This is a genomic window from Kroppenstedtia sanguinis, from assembly GCF_050433445.1.
GTDB lineage: Bacteria > Bacillota > Bacilli > Thermoactinomycetales > DSM-45169 > Kroppenstedtia > Kroppenstedtia sanguinis.
This window is the reverse complement of the sequence record NZ_JBNPXF010000004.1, coordinates 1-15,768: the sequence shown is the minus strand read 5'-3', so window position 1 is coordinate 15,768 and position 15,768 is coordinate 1. Positions and strand designations below refer to the sequence as shown.

Genomic DNA, 15,768 nt, shown 5'->3' with positions numbered 1-15,768 from the left:
GCGGATTTTCTCAGGTCATCGGCGAAGGGGAGGCCGTCAGTACCGTCGATGCAGACATCGTACCCTGTTGCTCTTCCTCAGTAGCTTCTGTAGGCAGAGCTTGCAACACCTCTTCAATTTCTCTAACAGGGATCACCTGAATCCCATCCATCTCCGAAAACAGCGCCTGCATATTTTCTTCAGGGATTAATACCCGTTTAGCTCCTGCCTCTTTGGCCGCCTCCACTTTGGTCACAATTCCGCCAACAGGTCTCACTTTCCCATGGATACTCAATTCGCCGGTCATCGCCAAGCGATTATCCACCCGGATCCCCCGGATGGCAGAATAGATCGCAGAAGCCATAGCGATTCCCGCTGAGGGACCATCCAAGGGTACTCCGCCGGGAAAGTTGAGGTGCAAATGATAGGCATAAGGATCGATATCCGTTCGGCGCAAAACCGTTAGCACATTGTCCACCGAGCTGCGAGCCATGCTTTTTCTGCGCAGAGTGCGATGCCGCCCTCCCAATTCCTCTTCATCCACCAGCCCGCTGATCTGAATGGAACCCTTCTGTCCAGGGCCTGCCGGGATCGCAGTCACTTCAATCTCCAGCAGAATTCCCATGTTGGGACCATGGATGGCCAGCCCGTTTACCAGACCCGGTTGAGCTTTTTCCGGCACTTTTTTATCCGGGCGCGGTGTTAATTGACTGCTGTGAACCACCCATTCCACATCAGAGGCTCTGATTTCTTTTTTACCTTCAGTCAGTGCTAATCCACCAGCGGTCTGTACCATATTGACCGCTTCTCTGCCGTTAGTGGCATATTTCTTGATCACATCCACTGCGGCAGGCTCATGATCAAACCCAATCCGCTTGATGGCCTGATCTGCAATGCGAGCGATCTCTTGCGCCAGAAGCGGCCGGAAAAAGATCTCCACACAACGGGAGCGAATGGCCGACGGAATCTCCTCTGGCGTACGCGTGGTAGCTCCCACCATGCGAAAATCAGCAGGGAGACCATTTTGAAAGATATCGTGAATATGGGTCGGGGTATTCACGTCTTCTGAACTGTAATAGGCGCTTTCAAAAAAGACCTTGCGATCTTCCAGAACCTTCAAGAGCTTATTCATTTGCATCGGATGCAGTTCTCCGATCTCATCGATAAACAAAACGCCCCCATGCGCCTTGGAAACCGCCCCAGGTTTGGGTTGCGGTATTCCCGCCATGCCCATGGCACCGGCTCCCTGATAAATGGGATCGTGGACCGATCCGATCAGAGGATCGGCGATTCCTCGTTCATCAAAGCGAGCGGTGGTGGCATCGATCTCCACAAACTTCGAAGTGATGTTGAAAGGAGACTGTGGATTTTTTTTGGCCTCTTCCAATACCACCCGAGCTGCAGCGGTCTTTCCCACACCCGGGGGGCCATAGATCAGGATATGCTGAGGATTGGGTCCACAAAGAGCCGCTTTCAACGCCTTGAGCCCCTCTTTCTGACCCACAATCTCTTCAAAGGATGAAGGCCTGGTTTTTTCCGACAAGGGTTCCGTCAAGGAAACACTGCGCATCTTCCTCAACTTGTCCATCTCTTTCCGGGATTCCCGATCCACCGCGGAGCGGCTGGATTGCTGATTCCGAAGCAAATTCCAGAAATACAGTCCGATCACTAGCGAAAAGAAAACCTGCAGAATCATAATCAAGATTGTCCAGTTCAATTCCCTTTCCTCCCCGTCTGTCTTCAGGTCACACAAAGGTCGATACCCTTATATATGGGTGTTAGTATGACCGCCGGTTCCAAGGGATAATCAGGGACAAAAAAACGCCGTTTCCCCCATCAGGGCCACGGCGACAGGCTTGCGCGTTGTTACAGCGCTAGATGAACAGGATTGCCTTTTTCTTCATTTTCACTAGTATCCATCGTCTCCCTCGCTTCTCCCGTCTCCACCCGTCGGTCAAAAGAGGCGGTGGTCATCCGCAATTGCACTGGAAGCTCTTCCCCCACCTCTGGGAGAGGAGAACCGGCAGGAAATAAAAGGACACTGGTCTGCATATGTGGCGGTTCAGCGAACCACAGTCGTTTTCCACGATAGGTGAAGGGGCTGAGATGGCGATTGAACAAACCCAGCACCCAAAAGGCCGTCAGCTTCAACCAATCTTTCAGTCCCCGGGAAAAAGTGGGCGCTTCCAAACCGACACCATTCGCCGTTCCACCAGCCAGAAACACCAGATGCCCGTTTTTGCGGGCGCGCTGTTGTTTGTAGCCAAAGCGCTCCCCTTTGCTTATGGGTTGTACATCCAATACGGTGCTCTTGGTTTCAATAAAGGATTTATCAGCAAGCCAGAGATCGGTTCCCAGGCGCATCGCAAACCCGACCTCAGGCCATTTTTCCGCCAACTCCTGATACTGTTCCGAAGACAGGTGACTCACATACATGCGACGGGGAGGAAGGCCCACCCGACTCATCGTTTCCAACCAATCCTCGACACACTTCTCTTTTACCTGGGAAGTTGTTTTTTCTTTGGGAAAATGAATGGAAAGACCTTCGATCTCCAGTTTGATCCGATCCGTCTCTGCCTTTTGGATCCATTCCGGCAACAGACCGGCATCCTCCAGGGAAAAACCGTATCGTTTCATCGGAGATTGGCCCTTGAGCAAAAGTTTCAATCGAAAGGGCTCCTCCATTCTTTCTCCACGGGAGAGCAATCCATCGATGGCAGTGACGAGAAATTGCAGATGATCCCGACTCCCCACAGTGTACACCCGTTCTGAAACCAAGTCGGCTTCCCTCAGTTCCGACATCACCGGTGTCAGTACAATCACCTGCTCGAAAGGATGAGTCGCTTGCAACTGTCTCGCTTCTTCCACCGTTCCCACGGCAATTTCTCGCTTGCCGAACTTGCGTGCTGCATCCGCTAACACTTCATTGCCAAAACCATAGCCGTTCCCTTTGATCACCGGAACACAGCCGGGATAGAGTTTCTCCATCTGTTCCATATGCTGAAACCAATCCCGCCGGTCCAGATATAAGGTGAGACTCATTGTCGACCACCTCTGTCATCGCTTCTTCATGTACATGTCAAAGGCCCAATGGAGAACAGGTTGCAAGGGGTAATCCCATTCTCCGATCAATTCACAAGCTTCCCCGCCAAAGCCCAATTTAAAGCGGAGTAAGCCATACAATGGCTCCGATTCATCCAGGGCATCACTGATTCCCCGAAAATCATAAGTATGTGCCCCCAGTTCATGAGCGTCCTGAATCATCCGCCACTGGATCGCATGGTTGGGCATCTTTTCCCGCATCTCATTTCCACTGGCTCCGTAGAGATACCATGTGTGGCCATTAGAATGAATGGCAAGGGTTGAGGCCAGCAGTTGCTCCTCATACTTTGCCAAATACAGCCGAATTCGGTTCGGATCCTCTTTTTTCAGTGACTTGTACATCGTTTCAAAGTAAGAGTAACTCCGAACGGAAAACTTGTCCCGCACCGCCGTTACTTTCAGGAGATCATAAAACTGGGGTAACTCTTCCAGCCCGCCTTCAATCACTTCCACACCTTGTTTTTTCGATTTACGTACGTTACGACGCCAGTTGGAATGAAAGCCGGCAAAAACCTCATCCAGACTCCGATCTTGTAACGGCAATCGGAACACATACTGGGGTTGAATCGCGGAAAAACCGCCCTCTGCCTCTTTTTTCTTCCAGCCCATCGCTGTTAATTCTTGCTGGACATATTCCGCATGGGCATCCACTTCATCCGGACCCAGATCGCGAAAGGTTTTTCCTTTGAGATCGTGATCCCGTACTTCTTTGAGATAATTCTTGATCGTGGGAGTCTTCCATTTGGCCCGTACGACCGGGGGTTCCATTTTGATACTGAACACGTTACGACGACGGAGAAACTCAAACATGGGTTCAAACCATTCATTGATGTTTTTTGCTTCCCAGTCGATCACCGGTCCCCGGGGGAGGTAAGCCAGATACTTATTCAAACCGGGGAGTTTGCGGTATAAGATCAAAGCACAGCCCGCCATTTGCCCCTCTGTGTCAAACCAGCCCAGGAGATCGTTTTTCCACTCGGTTTTCACTTCTGCCCAAGAAGGGTACTGCATGAAATTTCCCAAAGGTTGTTTTTCAATGAAGGACAAATAATCTTCCCGAGAAACCACTTCCACTTGCATACAACCACAACTCCACTTCTGATGATTTCCAATTAAATTATATAATAATAATCTGCCAACAGTATTCTATCACAAATACTCCGGAGAAGTCCCCTTTTATTCAACAGCAGAAAAAAGAAACGCACCCGCTGTCGAATGCGTTTCTTTCATTTCTTTCAGGCGCTCTCTTCTTTTTTGTTCACTGAGCGTCCTTTGCGGGTGGTCAGGCTGGGGGCCACCTTGTTTCGGACGGTGGCTTCCGTTACCACGCACTCAGACACATCGTCGCGGGAGGGAAGATCGAACATGACATCCAGCATGATCGATTCGATGATCGCACGCAGACCCCGAGCACCGGTGTTGCGCCGGATCGCCTCATCCGCGATCGCCTTCAAGGCATCTTTTTCAAAGGTGAGTTTCACATTATCCATTTCCAAGAGCTTCTGATATTGCTTGACGAGGGCATTCTTCGGCTCGGTCAAGATACGAACCAGAGCATCCTGATCCAAGGGTTCCAGGGTGGAGATTACCGGCAGACGGCCGACAAACTCCGGAATCAGACCAAACCGGAGCAGGTCTTCCGGCAAGACCAGCTTCAGGTACTCTCCCTCTTTCAGATCATCGGTATTGCTGTCGGAACCGAAACCAATCACTTTTTTACCGATCCTGCGTTTAATGATCGGTTCCAAACCATCAAATGCACCACCACAGACGAACAGGATGTTGCCGGTGTCGATCTGGATAAACTCCTGATGAGGATGTTTCCGTCCTCCCTGAGGAGGCACACTGGCCACGGTGCCCTCGAGGATTTTCAGAAGTGCCTGTTGAACCCCTTCACCGGAAACATCTCGGGTGATAGAGGGGTTTTCAGACTTGCGGGCCACCTTGTCAATCTCGTCAATATAGATAATCCCCCGTTCCGCCTTTTCCACATCGTAATCCGCAGCCTGGATCAGTTTGAGAAGAATATTCTCCACATCTTCCCCCACATACCCGGCTTCAGTCAAAGAAGTAGCATCGGCGATTGCAAAGGGAACATTCAAGATCTTGGCCATCGTTTGGGCCAACAATGTTTTCCCGCTGCCCGTCGGTCCGATCATGACGATATTGCTTTTGTGCAACTCTACATCGTCGGACTTTTGAGAGCTGTTAATTCTTTTATAGTGATTGTAGACGGCAACAGAGAGCGATTTTTTAGCTTGCTCCTGTCCGATGACATACTCATCCAGGATGGTATTGATCTCCTGAGGCTTCGGCAGGTTCTCCAGATCTAGATCCTCTTCACTGCCCAATTCCTCTTCCACGATCTCATTGCAAAGCTCAATGCACTCATCACAGATATAGACACCGGGACCGGCCACCAGCTTCCGGACCTGATCCTGTGATTTACCGCAGAAGGAACATTTCAGTTGCCCTTTCTCCTCATTGAATTTAAACAACCGTATCACCCCTCTCAAAGTCTGTCAGCGGGTGATCATTACCTGATCCACCACCCCGTATTCCATGGCTTCCTGAGCATCCATAAAGAAATCGCGGTCAGAATCCCGTTCAATTTTTGAAAGGGGTTGACCGGTCCGCCCAGCCAAAATTTCATAAATCCGCTTCCTGGTCTGAAGAATCCATTCGGCGTGAATCTGTATATCGGCGGCCTGACCACGCACTCCCCCGAGTGGTTGGTGGATCATCACCTCACTGTTCGGCAATGCATATCGTTTCCCTTTGGTTCCGGCCGCCAGCAGGAATGAGCCCATACTGGCAGCCATCCCCACACAGATGGTGGAAACGTCGGATTTTATGTACTGCATGGTGTCGTAAATCGCCATTCCCGCCGTGATCGATCCTCCCGGGGAATTTATGTACAGAGAGATCTCTTTGTCCGGATCATCCGCCGCCAAGAACAGCATCTGCGCAACCACCGTGTTGGCAATCGTATCGTCGATCGGACTCCCTATAAAGATTATGCGGTCTTTCAAAAGACGGGAATACAGATCGTATGCCCGCTCTCCCCGACTGGTCTGTTCTACAACCATGGGGACCAAGTTCACGATTTCCCCTCCCTTCAGGACATAGGTTTAAAAACAAGGCACGCTCTTCACGTGCCTCGCTTTTGTTCCGTCCTATACTCATTATGCCGCATTTTTACTGTTGGATACAAGTAGGTCAATCGTTTTTCGGATCTTCACTTCATCTCGGATCTGAACGAAAGCGCCTTGAGCCTCAAGGAGTTTACGGATTTCTTCGGTGTCGCGGCCCATCTCTTCTGCCAATTTTTTCACTTCCGCTTCCGTCTCTTCGTCACTCACTTCCACATTTTCCTGAGCGGCGATGGCTTCCAATACCAGGTTGGCCCGCACCTTCTTTTCCGCATCCTCTTTAAACTGTTCACGGAGCTCGGACTTCTCCTGTCCAGTAAATTGAACATACTGATCCAGATTGATCCCTTGCATCTGGAGTTGCTGTTCAAAATGTTGCAGCATATGATCGATCTCATGCTCCACCATCACATCCGGCAGGTCGATCTCCGCCAGTTCGGAGGCTTTTTCAACCAAAGAGTTCCGTTTGTAGTTCTCTTCTTCCTTAGACTTCTGTTCTCTCAATTTATTCTCAATATCCTTTTTCAATTCATCCAAGGTGTCCAATTCGCTGACATCCTGAGCAAACTCATCGTCTAACTGCGGCAACTCCAAGCGTTTGATTTCGTGCACCTTCACATGAAATACCGCTTCTTTGCCTGCCAGTTCTTCAGCATGGTACTCCTCGGGAAAGGTCACCTGGACTTCTTTTTCCTCTTCAGGTTTCAGCCCGATCAGTTGCTCTTCAAAGCCAGGAATGAACTGACCGGATCCCACTTCCAGAGTGTACCCTTCCGCCTTGCCGCCTTCAAAGGATTCCCCGTCGACAAATCCTTCAAAATCGAGGGTGACCCGGTCCTTTTCCTCTACAGTTCCCTCTTCCACCGGGTTCAGTTGCCCCTGGCGTTCCTGCATCCGCTTCAGCTCGGCTTCCACATCTTCCTCCGTGACGGAGAAGTCTTTTTCCGGAACTTCCAGCCCTTTGTAATCGCCTAATTTCACTTCCGGCTTGACGGTCACCGTCGCTTTGAAAATGAAAGGAGTTCCCTTTTCCAGTTGCTCAATGTCAATCTCTGGTTGATCCACAGGTTCAATTCCTGTCTCTTCCACCGCAGACTGATATGCCTCTGGAACCAGGATCTCCACAGCATCTTGATACAAGGCCTCCACACCAAAGCGTTTTTCAAAGATCGGGCGCGGAACCTTGCCTTTACGGAATCCAGGTAGATTCACATCTTTTACCACTTTTTTAAATGCTTGATTGAGGGCTTCCCCCAGCTTCTCTTCATCCACCTCAACCGTGAGTACACCACGGTTGTTCTCATTCTGATCCCAGTTTGCCTTCATCAGTATTTTCCCTCCTGACGAACTCTATTACCAACCATGCAGGCACAACAAAGATAGCACCCACAAGGAACCCGTGCATTTAAGCAACTGCTTCATTATACCATATGCGGATTCTGTTGCAATAGAGACCCACCACCCGGCAATCAAAACAAAAACCCCGGGCAGGGGCCTCTTTGCTGACAAAGTTGTAACTCCATCCGATCCACCCGAAAGCTGTAATTGAGTTGATTCGAGATGGGGTTTCACGATGAAACCCCATCCTACTTTCAGAGCTGTTTGGCATCCCAGGAGGGATTCGAACCCCCGACCGACGGCTTAGCATACCACCATGGCTTTCGCCACCAAGAAAGATTGTTTGTGGTCTGGACTATATCTTCACCATTTCAGGTGCGGCACGTATAGTCTCTACGGAACCTCACGATCATTCCCACGCCATCTCGTGGCCTCGAATGATACTTCAGAGTCTCTACCCTCGGGCACAATGACCCAAGCCTTTGAAACTCCTGAATCCCCTCTAGAGGGATCGTAAGTTTCCTCGGTGTCGCCATCAGCATCATCTGTTAAGGGTTCACCGATACAGTGCCGTCCACTCTGCAGGTTTCTGTTTTCCTACAGAGGCTCCAAATTAAAGGCCGTTGCTCTATCCAGCTGAGCTACTGGGACCCGGCGGAGAAGTTACAACTCATGAAATTGATTATACCATAGATATCCAAACCGTCAAGGGGTTACTCCCCTTTAACAGCGGGGAATTTCCCACCCAATCCGGGAAGACGCTCCCCATCCGGTGTGAAGAATGAGACGATGACATCCGCTCCCTCGGTGGTCTCCAACATCGCATAAGACGGTTGGGGAAATCCCCCCCGAGGACTCACCAAGCTCCCAGGATTGATCAATAACACACCGCCTACCCACTCTGACAATGGAATATGAGTATGTCCGAAACAGGCGATCTCTGCACCTACCTCTTGCGCACGATACTGCAAGGGAAGAAAAGAAGAACCAACTTGGAGTCGGTGCCCGTGGGTGATCAGGAAGCGGAGGCCAGCGCCTTCCCAGTGTGCTTCCCAAGGAGCTTCCACCCAATCACAATTCCCCCGGACTGCTGTCAATCCTCCCGGAAGTTGGGCACTTTCAGTGCAGAAGTCTCCGCAGTGAATCACATGATCTGCTTGTTCCCGATTCACCACTTCCCGCAGAAGATCCTCTTCCCCATGGTTGTCACTCACAATCAGAACCCTCACGACAGATTCACCTCCCTGTCGTCCCTTCCGCAGAAAGGGAATCTTTTAACAGGTCGCGTAACTGCTGGACCGCCCGGGATCGGTGACTGATCCGATTTTTCATCTCGGCAGGCAGCTCGCCCATGGTGCACCCCTGTTCCGGGAGAAAAAAGAGCGGGTCATAACCGAAGCCATGCTTCCCCCGGGGTTCTTCAGCAATGCGACCTCTGCACTCCCCACGAAAGGTTTTCGTATCTTTTCCTGGGATCGCCAGAGCGAGTACACAGACGAACCTAGCCCCTCTCTTCTCTTGCGGAACTCCTTTTAATGCTTGTAACAACTTTTCATTGTTGGCCTGATCTGTCGCTTCGGGACCCGCATAGCGAGCCGAATACACACCGGGCGCTCCCTTTAAAAAGTCGACACACAATCCAGAATCGTCAGCGACTACCGGAAGACCTAAAATTGCGGCGATCGTCTCCGCTTTTTTAATAGCATTTCCTTCAAAAGAGTCGCGATCCTCCACAATCTCAGGCAATTCTTCGAAGTGATCCAGCCCCACCACGTGGATCCCGAAAACGGAATGAAACATGGCATCCAGCTCTGCCACTTTGTGCAAATTGCGGGTGGCAAACACCCATTCAGTTTCCGGTTGGGCGGTGGTTTTTACTTCCCCCATCCTTCTTCCCCCCAATCCCACGTGCAGCCTCTTGTAGCACTTCTTTCTGCATACGGATCAGCTGCTCCGTCCCGTGACTCGCCAAAGACAGAAGCTGTTGGAGTTCCTCCGGGGTGAAGGGGGATTCCTCACCGGTTCCCTGAATCTCTACATACTTCCCAGAACCGGTCATCACCACATTCATATCCACTTTCGCCTTGGAATCTTCTTCATAGCAAAGATCCAGACTAGGTTGACCATTCACGATCCCTACACTGGTCGCTGCCAGGAAATCAGTGATCGGCATCGTGTTCAAAGTTCCCGATTTCACCAGCCCGTGAATCGCCTGGGTCGCGGCTACGAAGGCCCCGGTGATGGAGGCGGTACGGGTACCTCCGTCCGCCTGAATGACGTCACAGTCCAGCCAGATAGTCCGCTCTCCCAACCGATCTAGTTGAATCACTGATCGCAGACTGCGCCCGATTAGGCGTTGGATTTCCATCGTCCGTCCGCCTACTTTGCCTTTGCTGGATTCGCGGATGGTCCGAGATTGAGTGGCACGGGGCAACATGGAATACTCCGCAGTCACCCACCCCTTCCCAGATCCTCGCAAAAAAGGGGGTACACGTTCTTCCACCGATGCAGTGCAGATCACTTTGGTATCTCCCACACACACCAAGACGGACCCTTCTGCATGCTTGATGTAATCGGACATCATCTCCACTTTTCTCAACTCGTTGTATTGTCGTCCGTCCACCCTCAACTTGTACCCCTCCATTATGTATATTTTATGAAACAGCAGGGGAAAACCCGCTTGTCAATCATACACCACGACAAGTAGTTTATTATTATATCACAGCCCAGAGGCCGGTGCGAGCTTCCTGATCAAAAGAAAAAGAGGCGGGTTCACCTCTTTAGCCTGACCGGATCCCGATAAATCCATGCGGGAAAGATTAGAGTCCGACGGGGTTTACTCGTTTGGGACGAAGAACCGGTTTGTTAAACAGCTCGCCCCCCTCACTGTCCACACTGGATTTACCCTCCACAGTAATCTTCACTTTTTTGGCCGCCGTGTTTTCTGTCAGAGATAGAACGATCGCATGGAGAGCATCCTGGGAAGCTTTCTTTTCATCGCTGTATTGAAGCAGTTCTTTTCCAAAATCAGCAATGGCTGTATCTCCCTTCATCTTGACACTGTTCACCTGGGTGGATTCAACCAGAGCGCTGACTAATTCGGAGCCGTGTTGAGGGCCTTTAATCAACTCTTTCATCGCCGCCACTGCTCCGTGATCCTGACGTTGGATCATCCGCGTGACTGGAACATAGTATACGGTATTATCTTTTGTCTGTCCCAAGAAATACAAGGTGACCGGCATGCTGTTACTCACCTCGACCCCCTGAGCTACCTCCAGATTGATGCCTCCGTTACGAGTCATCCCTTGAGCCGGTGTCTTCCCTTTCGGCATGACCTTCAGTGGCTGTCCATTCACTCGAATATCCACTCGTTTCACAGAGTCAAATCCGGTCAGGGTCCATGTGACTGCACTCAGGATCTTCTCTTCCATCTTTGCATCGTAGTCGAGGAATTTTTTTGAGAAATCGATGACGGCGGTCCCATCCTTGATGTCCAATCCCTTCACTTCGGTCCCCTTCGGTAGAATTCCGCTGAATCCTTCTGGAAGATCCGACTCGGCAGGGCCCCCTTTCACCATGTACTTCATGGCCTCTTTAGCAATCCCCTCCACTTTGGGAACATTCATGGAGTAGGGGACCAGATAACCCGTATCTGACAGGAAATATAGCTCCAATTCATCCTGTTTCCGGGACACTGCCTTCTCTTCCGAGGCTCCCGTATCTTTGTCTTTTTGCTCCATCTCTTTGGGGGGTGGATCGATGGGGGGTGATTCGTTTTCAGGACCGAACAGACATCCTGACAAGGCTAGGGATAGAATCAGCAAAGGGGCAAGCCCTTTGAACCATTTGTTCCACATGTGTATTTTCCCCTCCTGGGACAAAAGTATCTGGTACATGTATACGAGCCCTGAGGGAAAATATCACACTTGTTTGGTTTATGACTGGATTCATAGAAAAACCCCCGCCATATCGGCGGGGGAAAAGGGCAAGGTGCTCGGTTTTCATCCGACACGACTTTCATCCAAAGCCGGCAGGACCACCTGCTCCACCTGCAGGGGCTGGTGGAGCCAATGCTCCGCAATGTTGCGGAAGGATGCCGGGTGACCGCTGGTGAAGAAGTGATGTTCCTCGGGACGGCGGGAAGGACCTTCCCGAAGGAGTCCATCCCTACGCAGGATTGCAATCAGTTCTCGGGTGGTTTCCTCAGCGGAACTGATCAGAGCCACCCCCGGCCCCATCTCCTGGGAGATCATGGAGGAAATCAAGGGATAGTGGGTGCACCCCAGAATCAACGATTCCAGTCTGTGACCCTTCAATGGAGCCAGGGATTCCCTCAAGATTTTACGTGATTCCTCATTCTCCACCCCCCCGCTCTCTACCAAGGGAACCAAGGCGGGGCAAGCGAGACTGACCACATACAACCTGGGGTCGATCCGCTTCAATGCCCGTTCATAAGCAGAACTTCGGATCGTTCCTTCGGTGCCGATCACCCCGACCCGTCCTTGTCGCGACACTTGGATTGCCGCCCGGGCTCCCGGTTCGATCACTCCCAACACCGGAACATTCACCTGATGTCGTACCTCATCGAGAGCGCAGGCTGTGGCAGTATTGCAAGCGATCACGAGGGCTTTCAGAGGAGACCCGGACAAATAGCGGACGATTTCCAGCGTGAATCTACGAACCTCATCAGAGGATCTGGGACCATAGGGACAACGGAGGGTATCCCCGAAATAAAGAACTTTTTCCTTGGGTAATTGCCGAAAAACCTCCCGGACCACGGTGAGACCTCCGACACCGGAATCCAGAATGCCAATGGCACTATCTACAGAATGTTGATGAGTCAAAACCTTCCATCCCCCATGAACCAGGTTGGCTCCGTTTTTCTTGCTGTCACCTTTGTTCAGAATATGTAGCTCGTAACAAAGCGGTTTGTGCGGGTTTCCGGGAGTGTGGTGATTCTATCAAATATCCCCTTCCCGGAAATAGAGCCTTACATCCGCCGAATTAAAAAACTTCCCTTCAAAGTCCGGGAAAGTTCTCCGGAGGAAAAAACATTCCCTCCGGAGATCAGACCTATCCGTTTAAACAGGGAGAGGAGTGTATCTCTCAGGAGATCTACTTGATTTCAAGATGGAGAAGCGAGAGGTGCTTGGTCATCTCCCGCACTTCCTCTTCGGAAAAACCGGACAGCACTTGAGACAAGTAGGACCGACGGGCCTCCATCACATCTTCGATGATCTCTTTTCCCTTCTGCAACAGTTGGATCCGTACCACCCGCCGGTCCCGGTTATCACGAATTCGATCCACCAACTCGTTTTTTTCCATCCGATCCACCAAATCAGTCATCGTACTGCATGCCAGATACATCTTCTGACTTAGATCACCGATGGTCATGTCCCCTTCATCATTTAGCAACAATAAAGCGGTGAATTGTGGAGGAGTGATCGGGAATTCATTGAGAATCTCCCGACCTTTTCGTTTCACTACTGTACTGATCTCTCTGAGCAAGCATTCAATTTCGGCCACCAGCTCTTTTGACAAACCCGCTTGATTATCCATTTCCGTTAACCCCTTTAACGGCTCCTTGCCGATCTGTTCCCCCCAAGTTCGCTTGCAACGGATAGGGTCTGTCCTATTCAATATAGTAACGGGTGAATCCGCCTGACACAAGTGTGCACAAAAATGGGACAAGAAATCCTCATCCATCCGCCCCAGGACCCTCAACGGATCCAATATCCATATAAAGTCTCAAGACCGCACGCTCACACCATGATATGATTCTATCATCCCCAACCTTTTCCATCTAACGTTGTCAAGAAAGAACACACTTCTGTCAGGGCTGTTGATAAACCATAAAGTGGATAACGGGTACGAAACGACCCTTTCACTCTTCCCATTGCCCCCATCGCAAAATATGATTTGAGAGGACGGGGATGGCGGGACGGCTCCGATCTCTTGCAAAGAACGCATAGCGAGACCCGGGAGCGGAAAGCGACCCTGGCGAGACTTGTGCCCTATGGGTGCAAAGGCTCTTCATCGCCCCCCATCCCCACCTTATTTCCTACCTAAAATATGGCTAATCAACATGCCTACGTTTCTATATCAATATTTATCCCCCCACAAGGAGGGAACCTCATGGATGTATCCACTTACCTTCACCGGATCGGGATCTCTACCGTCAGCCATCCGGATCGACGATTTCTCTCCCGGCTGCAGGAGAACCATCTGCTCCATATTCCCTTTGAAAATCTGGATATCTCTCTTCACCGACCGATTCGCTTATCATTGCCCCAAGTTTATGAAAAAGTGGTGGAGCGGGGCCGGGGCGGCTTTTGTTATGAACTGAACGGATTGTTCCAATGGCTCTTACAGGAGTGCGGATTTCATACGAGTCTTATCTCCGCTCGCGTGCGGGAGGCAGATGGTTCCTTCGGTCCCGAATTTGATCATTTGGCTGTGTTGGTCTTATTGGAAATACCTTATGTGGTGGATGTGGGTTTCGGTGACTCCTGTCGACATCCACTGCCTTTAACCGGGGATGAGGTGGAAGACATCAGCGGTCGTTACAGGGTGGTGGCAACGGATGATGGAGAAGGCTATGTCCTGCAAAGAAGGATAGAAGGCCATTGGATGACAGAATATCGTTTTACAACTCTCCCCTATAAATTACAAGACTTCACCTCCATGTGCCAGCATCACCAAACCTCCCCTGCATCCACGTTTACACAGAAAAAGATGTGCTCCATCGCCACTGAGCAGGGAAGGATCACACTCACTCAGGATTTTTTGACTATCGCCCGGGACGGGGCCAAACAGAAACACCCGGTTACATCGGACCAGCAGTTTCATGACAAGCTCCTGCGTTATTTTAGAATAAAGTTGTGATGAGTGAATGGGAACAGACACCATCCACCCCACACATAAAAAAACCCTACACTGGTGTAGGGCAAAGGGATGGGGTTAAATTTTCAATTCACCGAGCCGGACCAACTCCACCACTGCTTGCGACCGTCCTTTCACATTCAACTTCTGCATTACGTTGGAAATATGATTTCGGACGGTTTTTTCGCTGATAAAGAGTTGCTGTGCGATCTCTTTGGTCGTCTTGTCCTGCACCAACAGCTCAAACACTTCCCTTTCCCTGTTGGTTAACAAAGGCTTCCCTTTCTGGTTGCTCGTCAAGTGTGTCACCCCTCCTTGCTCGGGCTCTTGGAACACGAGGGTCAGGGACTCAGTCAGGTTATCTTATGAACGGGCTTATCACGTGGTGCGGTGGCCGACGAAAATTAGGCTGTTGGGGCTCGGGAAAGCTCGTTTATTTCAAGGGTACCCTGTATCCTATGCCTGCCTAAATTCGGGGGGACTCTCTCCCGCTTCTCAGGTGGGATCTCCACTACCCTTCCTTCAAGAATATAAAGGGAAATCGTGCAGGAATTACTCTTCTCCAACTTTTCTGATCTATATGAGGTCTTGGGTTAGTCTATCCTACCATGACATGGTAATCTATTCATAGGCAAGAGAGAACGGAAAAGCCTCACCGCCTGGGCCGAGTTTACGGCAAAGGGGGTGAGGCGCATGGAATGGCTTCAGGTAATCGCGGCGTTGCTCGTCGCCCTTGTGGCCGTTGCTCGCTTCTTCCTGGACTGGCAGAGTTGCCACCGGAAGAAGTAGCGTTGACCCCTTGTTTTTGGGCACTTAAAAGCCGTAAGTAAAGCTGGCACTTTACCTACGGCCACAGGCCCACGGTGGGGCTTCCCTGAGCACGTTCTCTCTTGCCAATATTATATACACTTTGTATGGTGATATGCAAACAACCAAAAAAAGCTGGCAAGATCAATTCCAACTCGGCTTCTCTCATTTCACGTCTACGAGCAGGGCTGTTGATGAACCCTAAAGTGAATGATAGGAACGAAACGATCCTTTCGTTCTTCCCATTGCCCCCGTCGTAAAATACCGCTTGGGGGGGAGGGCTACGATCTCTTGCCAAGAGCGCAAAGGCGAATCAAAGCCCCACCATCCCAACCCTATTTCCTACCTGAAATAGGGTGAATCAACACGCCTGATGCATCAGAATGGAAATATGATTTCGGATAGGTTTCAGCTGCAGGGCTGTTGATTAACCAGAAAATGGGCGGCGGAAGGGAGTCGTGTGCTGCCATAGCGAGACCTGGGAGCGGAAGCGACCTTGGCGAGACTT

The 15,768-nt window shown here is 50.8% G+C and carries 14 protein-coding genes; 1 reads left to right on the top strand and 13 read right to left on the bottom strand.

Annotated features, from left to right (window positions below):
- Positions 1 to 10: 10 nt before the first annotated feature.
- The 12 genes from lonB to JOD24_RS03455 form a co-directional block, all read right to left on the bottom strand.
- Positions 11 to 1,696 carry an ATP-dependent protease LonB gene (lonB, locus tag JOD24_RS03510; protein WP_380163467.1) on the bottom strand — a complete coding sequence of 562 codons (1,686 nt, stop codon included), beginning with the start codon at positions 1,694 to 1,696 and terminating at the stop codon, positions 11 to 13.
- Between the two features lie 149 nt (positions 1,697 to 1,845).
- Positions 1,846 to 3,021: an alanine racemase gene (locus tag JOD24_RS03505; protein ID WP_429246350.1), complete on the bottom strand. Its 1,176-nt coding sequence runs from the start codon at positions 3,019 to 3,021 to the stop codon at positions 1,846 to 1,848.
- A gap of 15 nt (positions 3,022 to 3,036) precedes the next feature.
- Positions 3,037 to 4,161, bottom strand: a complete 1,125-nt coding sequence (locus JOD24_RS03500) for a lipid II:glycine glycyltransferase FemX (RefSeq protein ID WP_380163463.1) — start codon at positions 4,159 to 4,161, stop codon at positions 3,037 to 3,039.
- Positions 4,162 to 4,316: 155 nt separating this feature from the next.
- A complete protein-coding gene (gene clpX, locus JOD24_RS03495) occupies positions 4,317 to 5,579 on the bottom strand; it encodes an ATP-dependent protease ATP-binding subunit ClpX (protein WP_380163461.1) in 1,263 nt (420 codons plus the stop codon).
- 24 nt (positions 5,580 to 5,603) lie between these two features.
- Positions 5,604 to 6,185: an ATP-dependent Clp endopeptidase proteolytic subunit ClpP gene (clpP, locus tag JOD24_RS03490; protein WP_429246349.1), complete on the bottom strand. Its 582-nt coding sequence runs from the start codon at positions 6,183 to 6,185 to the stop codon at positions 5,604 to 5,606.
- Positions 6,186 to 6,266: 81 nt separating this feature from the next.
- Positions 6,267 to 7,559 carry a trigger factor gene (tig, locus tag JOD24_RS03485; RefSeq protein ID WP_429246348.1) on the bottom strand — a complete coding sequence of 431 codons (1,293 nt, stop codon included), beginning with the start codon at positions 7,557 to 7,559 and terminating at the stop codon, positions 6,267 to 6,269.
- Positions 7,560 to 8,284: 725 nt separating this feature from the next.
- A complete protein-coding gene (locus JOD24_RS03480; RefSeq protein ID WP_380163455.1) occupies positions 8,285 to 8,800 on the bottom strand; it encodes a metallophosphoesterase family protein in 516 nt (171 codons plus the stop codon).
- Between the two features lie 7 nt (positions 8,801 to 8,807).
- Positions 8,808 to 9,458 (bottom strand): XTP/dITP diphosphatase, encoded by a 651-nt coding sequence (locus JOD24_RS03475; protein ID WP_429246347.1) that lies wholly within the window; start codon positions 9,456 to 9,458, stop codon positions 8,808 to 8,810.
- Complete coding sequence (gene rph, locus JOD24_RS03470; RefSeq protein WP_380163451.1) at positions 9,421 to 10,200, bottom strand: ribonuclease PH; 780 nt, start codon at positions 10,198 to 10,200, stop codon at positions 9,421 to 9,423. The genes JOD24_RS03475 and rph overlap by 38 nt, the downstream gene beginning before the upstream one ends.
- A 190-nt stretch (positions 10,201 to 10,390) precedes the next feature.
- The gene (locus JOD24_RS03465; RefSeq protein WP_380163449.1) at positions 10,391 to 11,428 is read right to left on the bottom strand and encodes a GerMN domain-containing protein; all 1,038 of its coding nucleotides are present in this window, start codon (positions 11,426 to 11,428) and stop codon (positions 10,391 to 10,393) included.
- A 144-nt stretch (positions 11,429 to 11,572) separates the two neighbouring features.
- Positions 11,573 to 12,415 carry a glutamate racemase gene (gene racE, locus JOD24_RS03460; protein ID WP_380163447.1) on the bottom strand — a complete coding sequence of 281 codons (843 nt, stop codon included), beginning with the start codon at positions 12,413 to 12,415 and terminating at the stop codon, positions 11,573 to 11,575.
- A gap of 271 nt (positions 12,416 to 12,686) precedes the next feature.
- Entirely contained in the window at positions 12,687 to 13,130 is a 444-nt protein-coding gene (locus tag JOD24_RS03455; RefSeq protein ID WP_429246346.1) for a MarR family winged helix-turn-helix transcriptional regulator, read from the bottom strand.
- Positions 13,131 to 13,706: 576 nt separating this feature from the next.
- Between JOD24_RS03455 and JOD24_RS03450 the strand changes: the two genes are divergently transcribed.
- Positions 13,707 to 14,456: an arylamine N-acetyltransferase family protein gene (locus tag JOD24_RS03450; RefSeq protein ID WP_380163443.1), complete on the top strand. Its 750-nt coding sequence runs from the start codon at positions 13,707 to 13,709 to the stop codon at positions 14,454 to 14,456.
- Between the two features lie 75 nt (positions 14,457 to 14,531).
- Here the strand turns inward: JOD24_RS03450 and JOD24_RS03445 are convergent, their stop codons facing one another.
- Positions 14,532 to 14,753 (bottom strand): helix-turn-helix domain-containing protein, encoded by a 222-nt coding sequence (locus tag JOD24_RS03445; protein WP_040387081.1) that lies wholly within the window; start codon positions 14,751 to 14,753, stop codon positions 14,532 to 14,534.
- Positions 14,754 to 15,768: the final 1,015 nt, after the last annotated feature.

Bases quoted from the DNA above. Each gene is read 5' to 3' on its own strand.
- JOD24_RS03475 (WP_429246347.1), bottom strand. From the start codon at position 9,458: ATGGGGGAAGTAAAAACCACCGCCCAACCGGAAACTGAATGGGTGTTT.
- JOD24_RS03500 (WP_380163463.1), bottom strand. From the start codon at position 4,161: ATGCAAGTGGAAGTGGTTTCTCGGGAAGATTATTTGTCCTTCATTGAA.
- JOD24_RS03465 (WP_380163449.1), bottom strand. From the start codon at position 11,428: ATGTGGAACAAATGGTTCAAAGGGCTTGCCCCTTTGCTGATTCTATCC.
- JOD24_RS03505 (WP_429246350.1), bottom strand. From the start codon at position 3,021: ATGAGTCTCACCTTATATCTGGACCGGCGGGATTGGTTTCAGCATATG.
- JOD24_RS03450 (WP_380163443.1), top strand. From the start codon at position 13,707: ATGGATGTATCCACTTACCTTCACCGGATCGGGATCTCTACCGTCAGC.
- tig (WP_429246348.1), bottom strand. From the start codon at position 7,559: ATGAAGGCAAACTGGGATCAGAATGAGAACAACCGTGGTGTACTCACG.
- JOD24_RS03455 (WP_429246346.1), bottom strand. From the start codon at position 13,130: ATGGATAATCAAGCGGGTTTGTCAAAAGAGCTGGTGGCCGAAATTGAA.